This window comes from Brevibacillus fluminis, from assembly GCF_052072235.1.
Lineage (GTDB): Bacteria > Bacillota > Bacilli > Brevibacillales > Brevibacillaceae > Brevibacillus_D > Brevibacillus_D fluminis_A.
Genome location: NZ_CM125436.1, coordinates 90,892 through 108,756, shown reverse-complemented (window position 1 = coordinate 108,756; position 17,865 = coordinate 90,892). Strand labels below are relative to the sequence as shown.

Annotated in this window: 20 protein-coding genes; 1 reads left to right on the top strand and 19 read right to left on the bottom strand. The window is 51.5% G+C overall.

The features are described from left to right. Positions 1-206: 206 nt before the first annotated feature. Positions 207-692, top strand: a complete 486-nt coding sequence (locus tag ACTID9_RS00535) for a PCYCGC motif-containing (lipo)protein (protein WP_441069233.1) — start codon at positions 207-209, stop codon at positions 690-692. A gap of 56 nt (positions 693-748) precedes the next feature. Here ACTID9_RS00535 and clpP read toward each other — a convergent pair whose 3' ends face one another. From clpP to mazG, 19 genes are all read right to left on the bottom strand, one after another. Further along, entirely contained in the window at positions 749-1,330 is a 582-nt protein-coding gene (gene clpP, locus ACTID9_RS00530; protein WP_441069231.1) for an ATP-dependent Clp endopeptidase proteolytic subunit ClpP, read from the bottom strand. A gap of 23 nt (positions 1,331-1,353) precedes the next feature. Further along, positions 1,354-1,626 carry a hypothetical protein gene (locus ACTID9_RS00525; RefSeq protein WP_441069229.1) on the bottom strand — a complete coding sequence of 91 codons (273 nt, stop codon included), beginning with the start codon at positions 1,624-1,626 and terminating at the stop codon, positions 1,354-1,356. Continuing rightward, positions 1,623-2,177 carry a helix-turn-helix domain-containing protein gene (locus tag ACTID9_RS00520; RefSeq protein ID WP_441072339.1) on the bottom strand — a complete coding sequence of 185 codons (555 nt, stop codon included), beginning with the start codon at positions 2,175-2,177 and terminating at the stop codon, positions 1,623-1,625. The genes ACTID9_RS00525 and ACTID9_RS00520 overlap by 4 nt, the downstream gene beginning before the upstream one ends. Before the next feature lie 255 nt (positions 2,178-2,432). Continuing rightward, positions 2,433-3,377, bottom strand: a complete 945-nt coding sequence (gene nadA / locus ACTID9_RS00515; protein WP_354093485.1) for a quinolinate synthase NadA — start codon at positions 3,375-3,377, stop codon at positions 2,433-2,435. Between the two features lie 121 nt (positions 3,378-3,498). Beyond that, positions 3,499-4,359: an HAD family hydrolase gene (locus tag ACTID9_RS00510; protein ID WP_441069226.1), complete on the bottom strand. Its 861-nt coding sequence runs from the start codon at positions 4,357-4,359 to the stop codon at positions 3,499-3,501. A gap of 144 nt (positions 4,360-4,503) precedes the next feature. After that, on the bottom strand, positions 4,504-6,408 hold the full coding sequence (ftsH, locus tag ACTID9_RS00505) for an ATP-dependent zinc metalloprotease FtsH (protein ID WP_441069224.1): 1,905 nt from the start codon (positions 6,406-6,408) through the stop codon (positions 4,504-4,506). A gap of 70 nt (positions 6,409-6,478) precedes the next feature. Continuing rightward, a complete protein-coding gene (gene hpt / locus ACTID9_RS00500) occupies positions 6,479-7,018 on the bottom strand; it encodes a hypoxanthine phosphoribosyltransferase (protein WP_441069223.1) in 540 nt (179 codons plus the stop codon). Further along, on the bottom strand, positions 7,015-8,445 hold the full coding sequence (tilS, locus tag ACTID9_RS00495; protein ID WP_441069220.1) for a tRNA lysidine(34) synthetase TilS: 1,431 nt from the start codon (positions 8,443-8,445) through the stop codon (positions 7,015-7,017). The genes hpt and tilS overlap by 4 nt, the downstream gene beginning before the upstream one ends. Then, on the bottom strand, positions 8,417-8,878 hold the full coding sequence (locus ACTID9_RS00490) for a threonine/serine exporter family protein (protein WP_122920265.1): 462 nt from the start codon (positions 8,876-8,878) through the stop codon (positions 8,417-8,419). The genes tilS and ACTID9_RS00490 overlap by 29 nt, the downstream gene beginning before the upstream one ends. A gap of 4 nt (positions 8,879-8,882) precedes the next feature. Continuing rightward, the gene (locus ACTID9_RS00485; RefSeq protein WP_441072337.1) at positions 8,883-9,632 is read right to left on the bottom strand and encodes a threonine/serine exporter family protein; all 750 of its coding nucleotides are present in this window, start codon (positions 9,630-9,632) and stop codon (positions 8,883-8,885) included. 98 nt (positions 9,633-9,730) lie between these two features. Next, positions 9,731-10,738, bottom strand: a complete 1,008-nt coding sequence (locus ACTID9_RS00480) for a protein kinase domain-containing protein (RefSeq protein WP_441069218.1) — start codon at positions 10,736-10,738, stop codon at positions 9,731-9,733. Next, positions 10,632-11,405: a hypothetical protein gene (locus ACTID9_RS00475; protein ID WP_441069216.1), complete on the bottom strand. Its 774-nt coding sequence runs from the start codon at positions 11,403-11,405 to the stop codon at positions 10,632-10,634. Before ACTID9_RS00475 ends, ACTID9_RS00480 begins: the two co-directional genes overlap by 107 nt. A gap of 94 nt (positions 11,406-11,499) precedes the next feature. Continuing rightward, on the bottom strand, positions 11,500-13,974 hold the full coding sequence (spoIIE, locus tag ACTID9_RS00470) for a stage II sporulation protein E (RefSeq protein WP_441069214.1): 2,475 nt from the start codon (positions 13,972-13,974) through the stop codon (positions 11,500-11,502). 401 nt (positions 13,975-14,375) lie between these two features. Beyond that, positions 14,376-14,753, bottom strand: coding sequence for a S1 RNA-binding domain-containing protein (locus tag ACTID9_RS00465; RefSeq protein ID WP_441069212.1), 378 nt, complete (start codon positions 14,751-14,753; stop codon positions 14,376-14,378). A 21-nt stretch (positions 14,754-14,774) separates the two neighbouring features. Then, entirely contained in the window at positions 14,775-15,086 is a 312-nt protein-coding gene (locus ACTID9_RS00460; protein WP_441069210.1) for an FtsB family cell division protein, read from the bottom strand. Between the two features lie 25 nt (positions 15,087-15,111). Beyond that, positions 15,112-15,684: a spore cortex biosynthesis protein YabQ gene (gene yabQ / locus ACTID9_RS00455; RefSeq protein WP_441069208.1), complete on the bottom strand. Its 573-nt coding sequence runs from the start codon at positions 15,682-15,684 to the stop codon at positions 15,112-15,114. Continuing rightward, positions 15,681-15,965 carry a sporulation protein YabP gene (gene yabP, locus ACTID9_RS00450; protein WP_122920258.1) on the bottom strand — a complete coding sequence of 95 codons (285 nt, stop codon included), beginning with the start codon at positions 15,963-15,965 and terminating at the stop codon, positions 15,681-15,683. Before yabP ends, yabQ begins: the two co-directional genes overlap by 4 nt. A 121-nt stretch (positions 15,966-16,086) precedes the next feature. Next, positions 16,087-16,380, bottom strand: coding sequence for an RNA-binding S4 domain-containing protein (locus tag ACTID9_RS00445; RefSeq protein ID WP_354093479.1), 294 nt, complete (start codon positions 16,378-16,380; stop codon positions 16,087-16,089). A 12-nt stretch (positions 16,381-16,392) separates the two neighbouring features. Then, positions 16,393-17,859 (bottom strand): nucleoside triphosphate pyrophosphohydrolase, encoded by a 1,467-nt coding sequence (mazG, locus tag ACTID9_RS00440; RefSeq protein ID WP_441069205.1) that lies wholly within the window; start codon positions 17,857-17,859, stop codon positions 16,393-16,395. Between the last annotated feature and the right edge of the window lie 6 nt (positions 17,860-17,865).

The following is a 17,865-nucleotide window of genomic DNA, read 5'->3' as shown; positions in this document are numbered from 1 at the left end:
CTCCAATCATAACGATTCCGATTTATCTGTACATGAACCTATTATAGTGATATGCATCCCAAAAGTAAATAAGACTGATTACGATTTGCTTTTTTTGTTATTTCCAGACTTGGTTCAATTGAGCGTATTTTGTCACATACCCCCCCTCCGTTTCCTTTGGGCAAGTATGGTATAATCGCTTCGAAGGATAAGGAGGTTACCCAGACATGAAAAAGCGTTCCCGTTTTGTTTACGCCGGACTCGTTGCCCTTTCGCTCTTAACCGGCTGTGCTGGCCAGGATTCGGCTGCGCAACATCAGTCTCACCAATTGCCCAACGGTGACTTGCAAGAAGTGACGGCATCCATTACGACGCTCCCCACCTTCCTGGACAAGGTCGAGCCGCAGATCAAGGACATATACCAGATTGCCGCAGGCGTTCAGGATGTGCTTAAGTCGATACCGTGCTATTGCGGCTGCGGCGAGAGCGCGGGGCATTTGCACAACGGCAACTGCTTCATCAAGGAAGTGAAACAAGACGGCTCCGTTGTCTGGGATGACCACGGTACGCGCTGCAACACCTGCATGGAGATTGCCGTGATTTCCGCGAAAATGACCAAAGACGGCAAGACGCCAAAAGAAATCCGCACATACATCGACCAGCAGTATAAAGAAGGCTACGCCAAGCCGACGCCTACACCAATGCCGATGTGACCGTTTTCGCATGAGAAAACCGCAGGATAGATACCCTGCGGTTTTGTTTTGCTTTTTTACAGCTTTTCGATGATCTTGTCGATGAGCCCGTATTCCTTCGCTTCCCTGGCGTCCATGAAATAATCCCGCTCGCCGTCTTTCATCACTTGTTCCAGCGTCTTCCCGGATCGTTCCGCTGTGATGCGGAACAACTTCTCCCGATGGCGCAAAATGCGGTCGGCCTGGATTTTGATGTCGCTGGCCTGCCCTTGGCTGCCGCCCCATGGCTGGTGCAGCATGATTTCCGCATTCGGCAGCGCATAGCGTTTCCCCGGTGCCCCAGCTGTCAACAAAAATTGTCCCATCGATGCCGCCATGCCGATGCAGATCGTCGATACATCCGGCTTGATGAATTGCATCGTATCGTAAATGGCCAAGCCCGCGGTAACGGACCCACCTGGAGAGTTGATATAGAGACTGATATCCTTATCCGGGTCTTCCGAGGCCAAAAACAGCAGCTGGGCAACGATCAGGTTCGCGATTGTGTCATCGATCGCACTCCCGATGAAGATGATCCGATCTTTGAGCAGCCGCGAATAAATATCGTAGGACCGCTCACCTCTGCTCGTTTGCTCAACAACAACAGGAACCAGATTCATTTCGCTTTCCCCCTCCAAATGAGTTAGGCTGCCAAACGCATTTGCGTCGTGCCCGCAGCAGATTGTGGAGCAACTGCTCTGGCTTTCGTCGTGAAGCCAGAAGAAACCATCGTGATCGTGACAGGCTCCTCGGAGCCATCGCCGTTTGTACCGGAGCCTGCTTTCCACTCCGTACGAATCGACTCCTGCTCCACGACCTCCCCTGACCGATTGCGCTCAAACGGGATTACATTTCCCGTACGCTCTCCAGGTTCCGCCTTTTTGCGATTTGTCTCCCAGACCAGAACAGGTTTCATTTCGTTTCCCCTCCCAGGTTGAGTTGCGGGTACACCGCCAGCACTACATGGAACGCCTCTTCTTCCTTGCTGCCAGATCTCGCCTGATACTTCTCGACCAGACCTTTCACCAGCGACACATACTCCTCTACAAAAGCTTGCCGCTGCTCCTGATTTTGCAAGCGGATGCTCGTTTCGAGCGTTGCACTCGGGATCTCTGCATTTTCATCAGACCGCTCCATCAAAACGAGCGCATCCCGCTTGATTCGTTCCGTCATCGTGATCAGATGCGACAATGAGCCCTGATCCTTCATTTTTTGCACGGTTTCCGGGTTCCAATTAAGCGACTCGGACAAAACAAACGTCCGCGCGATCGCCTGGTACAGCACCTCCACCAGATTGCGCACCTGGCGCGTGCCAACCCGGCGGGCCAGCCCCACTTTCTCTAGGGCTTTCAGATGGTAATTGATCCGTTGTGGGGTCTCATTAATCATACGCGCCACCTCTGCGGCTGAAGCCGGTTCCGTCAAACGGCCCAAAATTTCCGCGCGCAGCGGATTGAGCAGCACCATCGCATGCTCCGGCGTTTCCACCACAAAGGTCTCCAAAATATCGGGTTGCAAGGAATCACCTCTTTTCATAAAACGATTGATTAACGTAAAAACATATTATTACGTAAGATTTCTTTTGTCAAATGGCCCCGCACATCGGTCGCAGCTCTTTCTATCCCGTCGCTACAGCATTTCAGACACTACTCTGTAATTTTGCAACAAAAAAAGGGCAGTGCCCAATTGGTTTGAGCTCTGCCCTCTCGATCCATCTTATGATTAAGCCGGTGCAACCGCCAGCATGCGCTCCAAGGAGGCACGAGCTGCGTCTGCCACATCTTCCGGAACATAAATTTCCGGTTTCATGTTTTCCAGCGCTTCTACGCATTTTTTCAAGTTGTTCACCTTCATATTCGGGCAAACCAAATATTTCGATGCAAACACAAAGGTTTTGTCTGGACTGTCTTTCTCCAGCATGTATCGCGTACCATCCTCGGTACCGATGATGAATTCTTTGTGCGACGATTCGCGGCAATATTTCAGGATGCCTGTCGTCGAACCGACATAGTCAGCCAAAGCAACCACTTCCGGACGGCACTCTGGATGAACGACCACAAGCGCGTTTGGATGCTGCTGCTTCATGTTCATAATATCTTCAACGGAAAGCTGGTCATGCGTATTGCAGTAGCCTTCCCAAATGATCATTTTCTTGTCCGTAAACTGGGATACGTAGTGACCCAGGTTTTTATCCGGAACCCAGATGATTTCATCGGTATCGATCGACTCGATGACTTTGCGGGCGTTCGACGACGTACAGCAAATGTACGTTTCCGCTTTCACATCTGCAGACGTATTGATGTAAGCAACAACTTTGGCATTCGGGTGCTGTGCTTTCAGCTTGCGCAGCCCATCGACATTCACCATGTCTGCCATCGGACAGCCGGCACGCTCATCCGGGATAATCACCGTTTTGGAGGGATTGAGAATTTTTGCACTTTCTCCCATAAAGTGAACCCCGCAGAACAAAATCACGTCTGCATCCGTTTCTTTCGCCTTTTGAGCCAAACCGAACGAATCCCCGATAAAGTCCGCTACTTCCTGAATTTCCGGGCGCTGATAAAAGTGAGCAAGAATAATGGCGTTGCGTTCCTTCTTAAGCTGCAAAAGCCGTTCGCGTAATTCGGCGTCACGTAACGCCTTTTTTTCCAACGCTAAGGCATCCATAGTGATATCCTCCTAGTGTATAGTCGCTCATTGACGAATAGGTCAGCATGTACGGTCATTGTATCCCCTGTTGATTTGCCTTGTCAATCAGCACAAACTGGTCAAACTTTTTTCTTGTGACTTATTTCACGATATACTGGTTGATGAATTGCGCGACCCCGTTTTCTATATGATTCCCGGCGCGAAACTTGGCAACCCGCTCGATCGTGGCAGAACTGTTTTCCATCGCCACGGATGCACCTGCATACGTCAACATTTCCAGATCGTTGTCGGAATCGCCGAAGGCCATGACTTCCTCCGCAGACAGCTCCCATTTGCGGCAAAAGTATTGCAGCCCTTCCCATTTGCTGACCCCAGGTGGAATCATCTCCAGATTGTGCGGGCCCGAGGTGGTAATCAGCGCCTTTGACGCCCAACGCTCCAATTCATGCCGCACCCCGATCAACGCTTCTGGCCGAGCGTGCCAAATGAAAATTTTCACAATCTCCAGCTCGCCCGATCGAATGCGTGCGAATAATTCCTCCCGGCTGGCCGATGCTGTCATAGTGTAAAACGTGAAGCGGCGCCAATTGATTCCCTCGATCAGCTCGTCTTCGCCGATCATCTCCTCCATCCGCTGCCGATCTTCCTTCACGATCCATCGGTTGCTCTTGATGTCATGCATCTCGTAGTACAGGGGCAACTCATGCAGCTTCTCCAGAATGCCAATCACGGCCTCTGCTTCCAACTTGTGATAATGAACCATCGATCCGTCGGCTTCATACACGGTCGCTCCATTGCTGCACACATACCCGTCAAAAGCGAAGCCGTCCAGCGGAAGCTGCGCGGACTTGTATGTACGTCCGGTCGAAATCAAAATCTTGCGTCCACTTGCCCGCAACGCTTCACAAGCTGCCCGATTTTCTTGGGATAGCTCAGAACGCCCATCTAAAAGAGTGCCATCCATATCAAACGCAACTGCTTTTATGTGAGAAAATGTCATCCTGATCCTCCTCTCGTTATGATGCCTATTATACAGAAAAACGAGCGCTTTGGAGCGATTCGGCAAAAACTTGGACGTTCCAAACTGTTTTTCACATAGGAACAAAAAAGGAGCGCATTTGCACTCCTTTTTGCTTGCCTCTTATCATTCGTTCTTGTTCTCTTCCGCTTTTGGCTGGATATGAACAACCACGTCTTTGTTATCCGTTGGTTCTTTGTCAAGTTTGCCGTTTTCGATCAGCTGTCTAATCTGTTCAGCATCGAGCGTTTCCACGCGGAGCAATGTTTGAGCGATCAATTCGAGCTGGTCGCCATACTTGGTAAGCAGCTCTTTGCATCGATCATACTGCTCGGTAATGATACGCTGCATTTCCTGGTCGATCTCATATGCGATCTGTTCGGAGTAGTTCCGCTCATGACCGATATCGCGGCCCAGGAAAACTTGGCCTTGTCGTACACCGAATTGCATTGGACCCAAACGGCTCATCCCGTATTCGGTAATCATCGCGCGGGCGATGCCGGTAGCGCGTTGGAAGTCGTTGTGGGCACCTGTACTGATGTCTCCCAAAACCAATTCCTCGGCAACACGTCCGCCAAGCAGACCGACGATTTTATCCAGCAAATCGTTCTTGGTAGCAAAATAACGGTCTTCTTTTGGAAGCATTACAGTGTATCCGCCTGCTTGGCCGCGAGGAATGATCGTTACTTTATGTACCATATCGGCATTTTTCAAATGATAGCCAACGATTGTATGTCCTGCTTCATGGTAAGCGACCAGACGTTTTTCATCCTCGGTGATCACGCGGGATTTTTTCGCCGGACCTGCGATGACGCGGTCGATGGCTTCGTCGATCTCTTCCATGTTGATGGTTTTCTTGTTTTTGCGAGCTGTGAGCAGTGCCGCCTCGTTCAGCAGGTTTTCCAGATCAGCTCCGGTAAAGCCTGGCGTACGGCGAGCAATGACATCGATGTCCAAGTCATCGCCCAGCGGCTTGTTGCGCGCATGTACTTTCAGTACGGCTTCGCGTCCTTTTACATCCGGACGGTCTACCGTGATCTGGCGGTCAAAACGTCCTGGACGCAGCAGCGCAGGGTCAAGAATGTCAGGGCGGTTCGTAGCGGCAACCATGATGATTCCTTCGTTGGCACCGAAACCGTCCATCTCAACCAGCAACTGGTTCAGCGTCTGTTCGCGCTCGTCGTGTCCGCCGCCCAAACCGGCGCCGCGTTGACGACCAACCGCATCGATCTCGTCGATGAAGATGATGCACGGAGCGTTTTTCTTTGCGTTCTCAAAGAGATCGCGCACGCGGGATGCCCCGACCCCGACGAACATTTCTACGAAATCCGAACCGGAAATGCTGAAGAACGGAACGCCTGCTTCACCAGCGACAGCGCGCGCCAAAAGCGTTTTACCGGTACCCGGAGGACCCACCAAGAGAACACCCTTAGGAATACGGGCGCCCACCGCAGCGAATTTGCGAGGGTCTTTCAAGAATTCAACGACTTCCACGAGTTCCTGCTTCTCTTCATCAGCGCCCGCCACGTCGTCAAACGTAACCCGTTTCTTCTCGTCGTTGTACAGCTTCGCACGGCTTTTGCCGAAGTTCATGACACGGCTTCCGCCACCCTGCGCCTGGTTCAACAAAAAGAAGAAGAGAATGAAGATGATTACGAAAGGAATGATCGAGGTCAGGAAGGTGAGCCAAATATTGTTTCCTTCCTGCGGTTTGAACTCTACCTTATTCACTTTCTTATCATCAATTTTTGCATTTAGAATGGACACGATGTCCGTCTCATAAAGCGGGACGTTGGTGGTAAAGGATTCTTTACCTGCCTCCGCCTTACTCAACTTACCTTCCACTCGGTATGTACCGCCTTCAGGGCGTAATGCAACTTCAGAAACATTGTCGTTAATCAGCTGTGAACGAAATTCTTGATACGTGAGCTGTATCGTCTTGTCGGTTCCGGAGAGGACGAAATTGACAATCCCTACCGTGACAAGAAAAATGAGTAGATAGAAGCCTGTATTGCGGAAAAAGCGATTCATTCCTTACCTCCTCTCGCGAAAAAGACACTTTTCATATTTTATCATATGCAGTGTGTTCTTCACAACTTGACTACTTGGCATAAACCTCTGGTTTCAGCACGCCGATGTAAGGCAAGTTCCGATAGTTCTCTGCATAATCCAAACCATAACCGACGACAAATTCATCCGGAATGTCATAGCCGCTGTAATCTGGGGTGATATCCACCTTGCGACGGTCCGGTTTGTTCAAGAGCGTAACCACTTTTACGGATGCTGCCTCGCGGTGACGCAGAAGCTCTACCAGGCGACTCAAAGTAAGGCCGCTGTCCATGATGTCTTCCACCACAATGACGTGGCGATCTTGTACGGACGTGTCCAAATCCTTTAGAATACGCACCATGCCGGAGCTTTCAGTGCCGCTGCCATAGCTCGATACCGCCATGAAATCCATCTCGCAGCGAATGTCCATTTGCCGGATCAAGTCAGCCATAAAAATGATGGCTCCCTTCAGCACGCAAATGAGCAAAGGATTTTTGTCCCGATATTCCTCAGCCAGAATGCCGCCCAGCTCTTTCACTTTGACAGCGATCTGCTCCTCACTGATCATAATTTTCTCGATGTCGCCGTTCATTCAAAAACCTCCTGCCACTCTTCTCCATACTCTACTTCCACTTGCAACACGCGTGTCGTGTTCCCGTCCACAACTGCAACGGATGATCTGCGCACGCCCGGAACCCATATGATCTCGTCGCCGCTCACCACAACAGGCAAGCGATCGCGGAGATGTCGTGGAACCTTTGCATCAATCATTGCTTCCTTTAGTTTGGTCGATCCGGCCGATCCTAATAAAGAAATTCGGTCACCATTTTGCCGATTGCGCACGGCAAGTGCTCCCGGTAAACGGTCCAAATCGAACAGGGCTGTGCATTTTCCCGGACGGGGCAATGGCTCGATCGAGCTCTGTATCGACAGTCGGAACTCCAGGCCGCTTTCTTTGATAAAAGTCACACCAGGCTTATCCAAATCGTATCGGAATGGACCTGTATGCTGCTCCAAAAGAAGGCTGCCTTCGCTAAAATGCAATTGATTGTACACCCGCTTGACAGCGAGCTTGTTCGGCAAATAATACACGGCTGAAGGGTTTTCCCCCGTACCAACACGTAAAACGGCCTCCACATGCTGCGAAGACCACTCTATTCTACTTGACAGATAACTTAATATTAGTGTAATCATTCTCCTTTGTAAAGCAAGGTCACAACTTTGAAACTTGTTAAGGGAGACGACAATTCGATCGGGCTCCCATGTTTCCGCCACCTGCGCAAGCGCCTCTCTGCTTTTCTCCATTAGATATGTATCTTCTTGGCGGATCGTATACGCCAATTGCAAAATATGTTCGCGATACCGCGGATTGATCGAATCAAACATCGGCAGGACATCGAGACGCAGCCTGTTGCGCTGATATTTGCGCGAGCGGTTGCTGCTGTCCTCGCGCGGAACGAGTCCCACCTGATTACTGTATGAAATAAGCTGCTCCTTATAGAACGGCAAAAGCGGTCGAATCAGCTCGACATCGTCGAAGAGCCGCCTGCGCATCGGCATGCCGGAAAATCCGCTTGCGCTCGTCCCCCGCAGCATCCGGTACAAAATCGTTTCCACCTGGTCGTCAGCATGGTGGGCGACCGCCACCTTTGTCGCCTGTACGTTACGGGCAACTTGTTGGTAAAGCTCGTAGCGCAAATTGCGGCTTGCCTCTTGTGCGCCCAGCCCCGTCTCTTCCATGTAGGCGGGAACGTCCTTTTCAAACAGATGGACATCGATCGAAAGCTCCTCACAGAAGCTTTTTACATAGGCGGCATCCTGTCTGGCTTCCTCTCCTCGAAAGCAATGGTTCAGATGGACAGCATGCAGCTTCCAGCCGTACTGATGCATCACATTGAGAGAGTGCAGCAGATGCAGGAGCACCATGGAATCGACGCCGCCGGAGACGCCGATGACAATCGTTTCCCCGGGGGCGAGCAACTGTTCCGTCTCAAGTTGCTTTTGCACGCTTCGCAGCATAGCGGGTCACGATTCCTTTCCAAACCGAGAAAATGGAGATGCCAAGAATCAGGCCAGCAGCGATCGCTCCCGCCGCGAATGCGGTCAACGTGACCAATGTCACGCCGTCGAGGTTTTCGCCGTTTACGAACGCCAGCATCGCCTTGTAGGCTTTGGAGCCGGGAACGAGCGGAATGATGCCGGAGACGCTGAAATTGGTCGATGGCACGCGCAAAAAGATCGAAAGGAACTGGCTCAACAAAGAGACTGTCGTCGCCGCGCCAAACGTGGCCAGCGTGAGCGAAGCGCCGTTCACCGTCATCACCTGGAACACGACCCATCCGGTCATCCCCACCATGCCCCCCGCAAACAAGGTGCGAATCGGCACATTAAACAAAATGCAATACGCTACCGTCGACATCAAACTAAAACTTAACCCTTGCCACCACGGCATCGTATCACCTCAAAAATGAAATAATGATAACAGTCGCCACCGCCACCGAAAGTGCGGTAAGCATCGCCTCCACGCCTCTGGCCATCCCGGCCATCAAATCCCCCGCCATCAGATCGCGCAAGGAATTGGTTACGGCGACGCCGGGAAATAGCGGCAGCATGGCGGAAATGATCATGGAATTGAAGTGCAGCGAGGGGAACAGCACATAACTGAGCAGCACGAATAAACCGCCGATGAACCCGGCTAAAAATTCCGCGAAAAATTTAACCTGCAAAAAAGACGGGATCAGCGTAGCTCCGATGTTCACCAACGTCCCTGCGATGGCCGTCGGAATGAAATCGTATAAATCGCCGCCGATCAAAATGGCAAAAGAGCCGCTGGCTAAGCCAGCCGCCGTGTGTTGGAGCCAAACGGGATAAAGCGGCCGCTTTTGGTCAATTTCGCGCAGCCGCTGGTATGATTGAAGTAATGTTATTTTACCCGAGACATATTGTCGGGAAACCTCGTTGATCAAGGTTACCTTGTTCAAGTCAAATGTCCGGTCATAAATGCGAATCATCCGGGTATGATCCCTGTCCCCACAACGGTACGAGAGGATAATGCTCGTCGGAGTAACCGAACTGTTTACGCTTTCCATACCGGCCGCTCTGGCGATCAACGCCATCGTTTCTTCCGCCCGATAGGTTTCACCCCCGTTTTTCAGCATCGTTTCCCCGGCCAACAGGCACGTGTCCATTACGAGATCATCTGTGATCGCCATATCAATCCCTCACATCCGCGCAACATATTCGAAAAACTAAGCTTCTCGCGAGGCCAAATTGCGAATGTGGCAGCTTTTCTTATCCTTTCATCCTACATTCTCTGAAAGTACAAAAATCCGGCTGCCAGGAGCATCATTACGATCGCTGCACTGCCAAGCCATCTGCCTGCCTTGCTTTTTTTACGCAATTTGGTTCCCTGCATGCGGACAAATGAATCCATGAGATCCTGCTTCATTGTTTCCGCGCGGGTGTATTTACCGTTCAGCGCTCGAACCAAAATGTACCGATACGGTTTGAGTAGCAGATTTTCTTGTATTATATCACAGAGCGTATGGACATGGCGTGTCCCCTTCTTAATTCTCCTCCATTCTTCTGCCGGCAAAAGCAGACGTATCATCACCATCGCTGCCGCAAACAAATCGTAGCCTACGTCTGCTCGTCGATCACCTGCATACCAGGCAGCCCGATCATAATCCTCTGTAAACTGGCGCACGGCATTCCCGATTTTGGTGACTCCGCCGAAATCAATCAGCCGCAGTGACTTTTCCGGCCGTGCCATGATTGTATTTTCCGGCTTCAAATCCCCGAAAATCCAGCCTTGTGCATGCAACACCTCCAGTCGCGAAAGCAATTGGACCATCGCGACAGGGGTCCAATCCCTTCCTACGCGTTCGATATACAAATCCAGCCGTTCGCCAGCCAAGTATTCCATGCTGTAAAAGGTATACGTCCGATTGTTGATGACCACATCATCCACGTCGCACAAGGCCGGGCCTACCTGTTGGCCGGGCCGTTGCCGGACGCTCTTGAGCATATTCACCTCCATCAGCAAATCCATCGGGTCCACTCCGATCTTAAGCGCTTGCACCTTCCCTTCATGTATGACCTGGTAAACGACTCCGTTCGCTCCTTTCCCGATTTCATGAAGCACCCGGTAGACGCGACGATTCCATTTTCCGCTGAACTGGTGCGGCAGTGCCGGGATGTTGAGGTTAGAATACATGATCTTGCAGATACCCATCGTTGTCGTTTTGCGCTCTGCGCCTTGGCTCTGCTTGCTGCCAATCCGTTCCTCCGGCAGATTGCTTGTTCTGTTCAAACAATGCCATCGCTTCGATGATCGCCGGCCCCGTCGGCGTAATGCCGCTCATGACCAGTCCGGTCGTCAGCTGGTGCGCTTGATCAATTTGGTCCGTCCATGGAATCCGCACCTCCATATGCGAATGTTTCCCAGGAAATGTGCACACCGCCATTTTGCTCGATCCGTGACGCGAACGCAGGCTGATGCTAAAATCATGAATCGCCAGCTGGACTGACGGCAATTTCGGTTTCATGCTTCCGGAGCTGTCGACGAGCATAACGACCTCCAAATTGCTTTCCTCACCCAGATCGTCCACCATCCCTGCCACCTGCATCCGTTTTTCCGGAGCCAAATCATCCAGCGGCACTTCTCCAAGAATCGCCTTGAGTTCCTGATTGACGACTTGATGAATCGTCCTCGTCATCGCCTTGCGCGTCAGCATCTGCACCGTTTGGGCCAATTGCGTCGGATAGACGATATCGCTTAAGCCACCTCCCGCCTGTGCGATTTCGCGAACTTCCTTCTCACCGGAAGCTCCCATCTCTTCTCGCTCCACCACCCCGATCACGTTGACGGTAATTCCTTGCTCGCGCGCCATCGCGGCTGCTGCCACCGGACTGATCCCGGAATTGGAGCACCCATCGGTGACAACCAGAATTTGACGTAAACTCCCTAATCGTTTCATAAATACAGCCTCCCCGCTTTATTCTGAAATCCGTTACTTTTCTATCAGTATCGACGGGGGGACGTGCGTTCATACTTGCGATTTCGCTCCTCCTTTAACTTACGACTCGCGGCCGTTCGATCCGTTCCATTCCCTGCACATGGATCGCCGACCATTGCGGCACAAAGCGGTCCACTCTGGCGACAAGCACGGTCATATCATCAACGATGTTGCCGGAGTGCTGGCGAATCACCCGCTCCAACAATAAATCTGCCACCTCCTGGGGGTCATTCGTAGCCAACTCGGAAATAATCCGCTTCATCCACAGCTGCCTGTTTTCAATATGGCGCGGCGCCTCATAAATCCCGTCCGACATCATCACCAAAAGATCGCCCGGCTTTAACGTGCGCGAGACCACGTCCACCTCGATCTCCTCGAGAATGCCGGCAGGCAAATTGTTGGCCGTCACCGAAATCACATCCGACCCGCGCTTGATGAAGCTAGGCGTGGAGCCGATTTTGACAAATCTCGTATGCGCCGACTTCAAATCGATCAACGCCAGATCGACTGTCGCAAACATCTCCTCGGTGGAGCGCAAGGCCAATACGGAGTTAACCGTCTTGATGGAGAGCTTTTCATCGATGCCTGCCTTGAGCAGCTGCTGCAACATATCCAATGCTGACTGACTTTCCATAAACGCACGCTCGCCATTGCCCATACCGTCGCTAATCGCCAAAGCCATCCTGCCATTGCCGAGATCCATCGTTTTGAAACTATCGCCAGACAACAATTTCCCATCCTTCGCCGCCCCTGCTACTCCGATTTCGATTTCATACGTGCGGGCAGAGGTTAAGCACATTTTGCAGTGGCCATCCTTGAACGCCTCACACTGACGATCCTTCACTACAATGTTTTCGCCTAAAATTTCCGAGAGCATGGGGGCCACGATTTTGGCGCACTCATCTCTTCCATAGCATGTAGGCTGACTGATCTCGATGTCCACATTGCCTTCATCCAAACTGTGTATGTCAACCCTTCGCACGGAGAGGCCCAGCCCCTCCAACGCATGGGATACCTGCTTTTCCTGCAAACTCAGCTCCAGCCCTTCGCGCTGGATCTCCTTGGCGAAATCGCTCATCACCCGCGATACGCCGGAAAGCTGATCCGCAACAAGCATGCGGCTCTCCAGCACCTGCTTTTTCAGCTGGTCATACGCATGGTTTCGCTCATATTCCTGTTCCATCAGCTCGATCATTTTGTCCGACTTGACGCATTTGCGTTCCCAATCGCGAGGAACCGCCTGCCCTTGCAGCGTGCCGAACTCGTAGACGGTCTCCGCCAGCGACTTCATCGAATCATACGTCGATTTGGTTTCGCGCTCCCAGCACTGCTCCTTCTTCCAGCAGCGCTGGCATGAAAACCCGCTTACCCTGCTGATGAAATCATCGATCTGTTTTTCTTTCAGCTCGCTCGTTGCTGCCGTCTGCGCAAAACTGCGGGATAATTGCGTAAATAAATCGGAAAACTTTTGAATCTTGCCAGCCGTCACATCACGTATCCGCCTCATGTAATCCTGATGAGACTGCAGGTTCTCGGGCGTTCCAGGAATGAAGCGGGCGATTTTTTTCCAGATAACCGCCGGTGTGAGAACAAACAAAAGGATTGCCAAGCTGCTTTCCACCAAGGAAATATACAGCATGTCCTCCGCTCCGCCGTATATCGCCAAGATCGAAGCGCCGATCAACAGACCGGTAGAAACGCCGACTTTCCCGCCTTCCCGAAGCAAGCCTGCCAAAAGCCCGGCGAAGGCCAGCAAATTGATTTGCTGCAGTGCATTGACGTTGGCCAAGCTCAGAATCAAACCGGTAACCACGCCAACAGCCGCGCCGATCGTGCCGCCTCCTGCGAATGCGAACAACAAGAGCAAATAGCGGGAGAGCACATGCTCCATCGATACGCCGCGAATCGTCCAGTCCACGGTGCCGGTCATCAAGGAAGCCAGCAATATGACCAGGCAGACGATTTCCTCATTTTTCAGAGGCTCATACGGCTTGGACAGGTGAATGATGGAGAGCGACTGTATGAAGATCAAGGTGAGTACAAAGGAGAGGACTCCCTCTACACCGATCATCACCAGATTGTACGTGGTCACCTGGCCCGTCACGACATCGAACAACAGGTGGCTCACGAATAGCGATACCAAGACGATTAGGGGTAATCGGGAGAAATCCTTTCGTCGGAACTTCCCCGCCACTCTGCACGCCATATAAGCGATCACGATGCTTAAAATCGATTCCAGCCCCAAAGGGACCGAATGCGTAAAAGCCCCTGCCAAAAGCGCGATCGTACTCACGAACAAGCTGTCTCGTTTCAAAAAAAACATCACCATAAAATAGGGGACGATAAACGGGGAGATTTCATCGAGGATTAACGCTCTTCCCAAAAGGAAGCCCATCATCAACGGGAGCAGATGCCATTTTTGTGCGGTGGCGGCCAGCCCGTCTCCCAATTGGGACCATTTGCTCGCTACTTGATTTTGATTCCAACTGAATTGCGTTGCGGAGATTACTTGGTTTTTGCTTGCCATCATACATGCACCACCCGTTTTGGATTTGTTAAGCGTGAGACTCATTATACGAATGGATGCTTGTAAATTTTGTCAAAAGATTGAAATGTATTCCAAAAATCGTCCGACAAATTATCTCCTGCGATACCTCGCGTGTCGGTACGTGCGCGTTCATCTCCCGCCAAACAGCACCAGTCTTGATCAGAACCGAATAAGCCATTTAAAAAAACCAGCCTCTCAAACGGCTGGTCTCGCGCAAACGTTGCATGCTGTTTCCTCCAAATGGACAAAAAAATAGCCGACGTTTGGCGTTCAACGTCGACTATCAGGTGATTCGCGCTTAGCGAAACGGGCTTACTTTATTATATTCGCCATTGCCCCAAAATGCCCTTCTCATTTTAAAAAGAGATTTTTTTTGATTTTCTTTACCGCCCTCGCCCTTTTTTGTCCATGTTTTTGCGAACGGAGGATAGGCGGTCTTCACTATCTTTCAGAAATCGGTTCAGCCTCTCTTCAAAGCCTTCGGTTCGCTCTTTGGCTTGGCGGGGAGGCTTGGCTGCCGGACGCGGTTGTTCCACTGCTTTCTTGATGGAAAGGCTCACTTTGCCTTCACGGATGCCCAACACTTTCACCGTAACCGTATCGCCGACTTTCAGATGCTGCTGAATGTCGGTGACGTACGTTTCGGCAATCTCACTGATGTGAACGAGACCGGTTACGCCGTCTGGCAATCGCACAAATGCTCCAAACTTGGTGATTCCCGTCACTTTCCCTTCCAGCTTGCTCCCGATTTGGACAGTCATTCAGACCGCTGCTCCTCCTTTTTATTTTTGCTCAGGCAAGATATAGATGATTTCACCCGGCCTGGTTAAATACCACTGTTTGCGCGCCAGCTCGGCAAGATATTCTTTGTCGTTTAACCGATTTGCCTTATAGGCAAGCTCGGCTTGCAGCTTCTGCTCCGCGGCGGAAGCAGCCTGCAGCTGTTTCAGCTGTTCTTCTTTTTCCGTTAACAAACCGCTTTGGAGATACGCCGTATAGCCCGTCCAGATGGAAAAAAGCAGCACAAAAAACATGAAGATGCGCATTCTGCGCTTTTGCCCTTTGTTGTTGGCGGGAGCCCGATTCTTACTCATCTATTAATCCATCCTTGGATAAAATTTACTCTCGTTTCGTCCTCTTGTGGATCCACTGCTTCAATAGTAGCCAAAATGCAGTGAAAGGTACATGCAATCTTTTCGCCATTTTCCTCCATATGACGATAAACGGATAAAGGAGGAAATAGACAATTTTCCAAACGATCCGCAAGATTGTCATGATGATTGTTACGATAAAGCCGAGTATCATCACGATCAGTCGATAAATGAACTGAATCGGTTTGATGAGAAAAATGTCTATAATTCGCACAATCAGTCTATAGAGCCACTGTGAAAATCTTATCACGGCCAGTAGGAATTGAATATAATACTTACTTCCTACTACGAAATAGAGCCACGCTCCTACAATGACACCGAGATAGACGGGAAACCGAACTATGCCGTCGTTCACCTTCACAAGAATAATGAAGACCATGCCTGCGCTTGCGATCCAAAAGGCGAGGTCGCAGAGGAAAATCAGCCAGCGGGGAATGCTGATTTTGCCCCGGAACACTTGATAGGTATCAAAACCGGTACCCATCAAGGCGCCGCAGGCACACATGAGCGCGACGGTTTGAAGCTGTGTGGCGATGCTCACTTGAACAGCTTACCGAAAAATCCTTTGGACCGGTCCCCGCCGTGCCCTTGCTCCAAATACGCCATTTCATGGACAAGCCCCTCGATCGCCACTTCGCCTGTTTCCAGGCTCAAGTTTTTCATGTGCAGATTTTGGCCCTTGATCGTGAGGAACCCGCCTTCCGTCTCCAGCAGAAATTCCTCGTTGTCAAAGCTCTCCACTTTTTTCACACCGGAAATCGCCAAGCTGCGGCGATTAATCATGACAACCTCGTGGCGAGGCCTTCTTGTATGATCGTTCATGCCAAGCCCTCCTACCCGCAATTTTACGTACGTTCACCTGACAAAATCGTATTCTTGTACAAGGTATGGATGGAGAGGGCGAATTAGAACCTGACGCCGATGTTGTATTAACAAAAAAAGACTACCCTTTCAGGTAGTCGTCTTCTTCCTTCTCATCGCGCGGCACCGGAATTTCGCCGACCAGGCTGTACAGCGAGGCCGCCTCTTCCTTGCGCGGATTTTCCTTGATGTCCTCGATTTTCACAATGACGCGTTTTTGACCAAACCGAATGGACAGCGTATCCCCGATCTTGACGTTGCTCGAAGCTTTTGCCGGTCGATCGTTAATCTCCACGCGGCTTTGGTCGCAAACATCCTTCGCCAGTGTGCGGCGTTTGATCAAGCGCGACACTTTTAAAAATTTATCGAGTCTCATGTTTATCTCCCCTTATTCCGTAGCTTTCGCTTCGTCCCACCATTTGTCCAGCTCAGGCAGGCTGGACTCCGAAAATGTCTTTCCGGTTTCCTTCAGCTTTTTCTCGATGTATTGAAACCTGCGCGTGAACTTGCGGTTGGTCAGCCGGAGCGCTTCTTCCGGATCGATTTTGTAAAAGCGTGCCAAATTCACGACAGCAAACAGCAAATCGCCCAGCTCGCCAGCGCGTTCCTCCGCAGTCGCCTGCTTCACTTCCTCATATTCCTCTTCAATCTTCTTCTCGACATCCGCCACATTGTCCCAGTCAAATCCGACCTCCGCCGCTTTTTTCTGCAGCTTGTATGCGTACATGAGCGCAGGCAGCTCCCGCGGAATGCCGTGCAGTTGGGAAAGCTCCTGCGGATCGATGCCTTTCGCCGCTTTTTCGGCTGCTTTTACTTCCTGCCACGTAGCAAAGGCTTCATTTGCATCGTCTGCATGACGTTCGCCGAATACGTGCGGATGGCGTCGAATCAGCTTTTCGTTAAGCCCCAAAATGACATCGTCGATGCTGAAATCGCCGTTCTCCACCGCGATCTGCGAATGGAGCAGCACCTGCAGCAGCAAGTCGCCCAGCTCCTCGCACATCCCGTCCGGATCGTCCTCGTCGATCGCTTCAAGCACTTCAAAGCTTTCTTCGATGAGGTTTTTGCGCAGGCTTTGGTGTGTCTGTTCACGATCCCACGGGCACCCTTCGGGACTGCGCAAGATCGCGACGATTTCGCGAAGGCGGGCGAATTGTCGATTGCGCACCGTATCATCCTGTGTCGGCTGGACATAAACGAGGCTCAAATTGCCGAACCCTTGATGGTGATCCAGCTCGTACAGCGGCACCGTTTCGACATGCTCCATTCCGGCTGCTCCCACCGCTGTGACAATTGTGACCGGATGCTCATCCGGCAGCACTTCCATCAGCGTCAGCTTCACGTCCGACGCTGTCAGCTGGTCGTACACTTGCGCAATGACCGTGTGCAGCTCAGGATTGATCTGTTGTGCGGTCAGCCGAGTGGCGTCGAGCAGCGCAAATCCTTCGATCGGGTCGATTGCCAGGCGCGCAAACAGCGGATCGAGAAAGCTTTGCCCCCCCAGCACCTGAACCTCCACCTGCTGGGATCGGGCTTTCTCAAGCAATAGCTGCACCGTACGCTCCGCAACCAAGGGATGGCCGGGAACCGCGTATAAAATTTCTTGCTCCTGCTCCGCCTTGTCCAGCAATTCGCGGCTGATTTGCTCATAGACTTCATCAAATCCTCCGTGCTGGAGATACACATGGTCAAACGACTCCACCTGTACACCCTCGCGGACAAGCTCGTCGATAACCGGATGCTCTTTCGTGCGAACATACAGCTTTTGCACTTTTTTTATTTGCTTGTACATGCCGAGCGGCAACTGTTCCAGATCGCCAGCCCCCAGCCCCAATACTTGAATCCGTGCAGCCATTGCGGC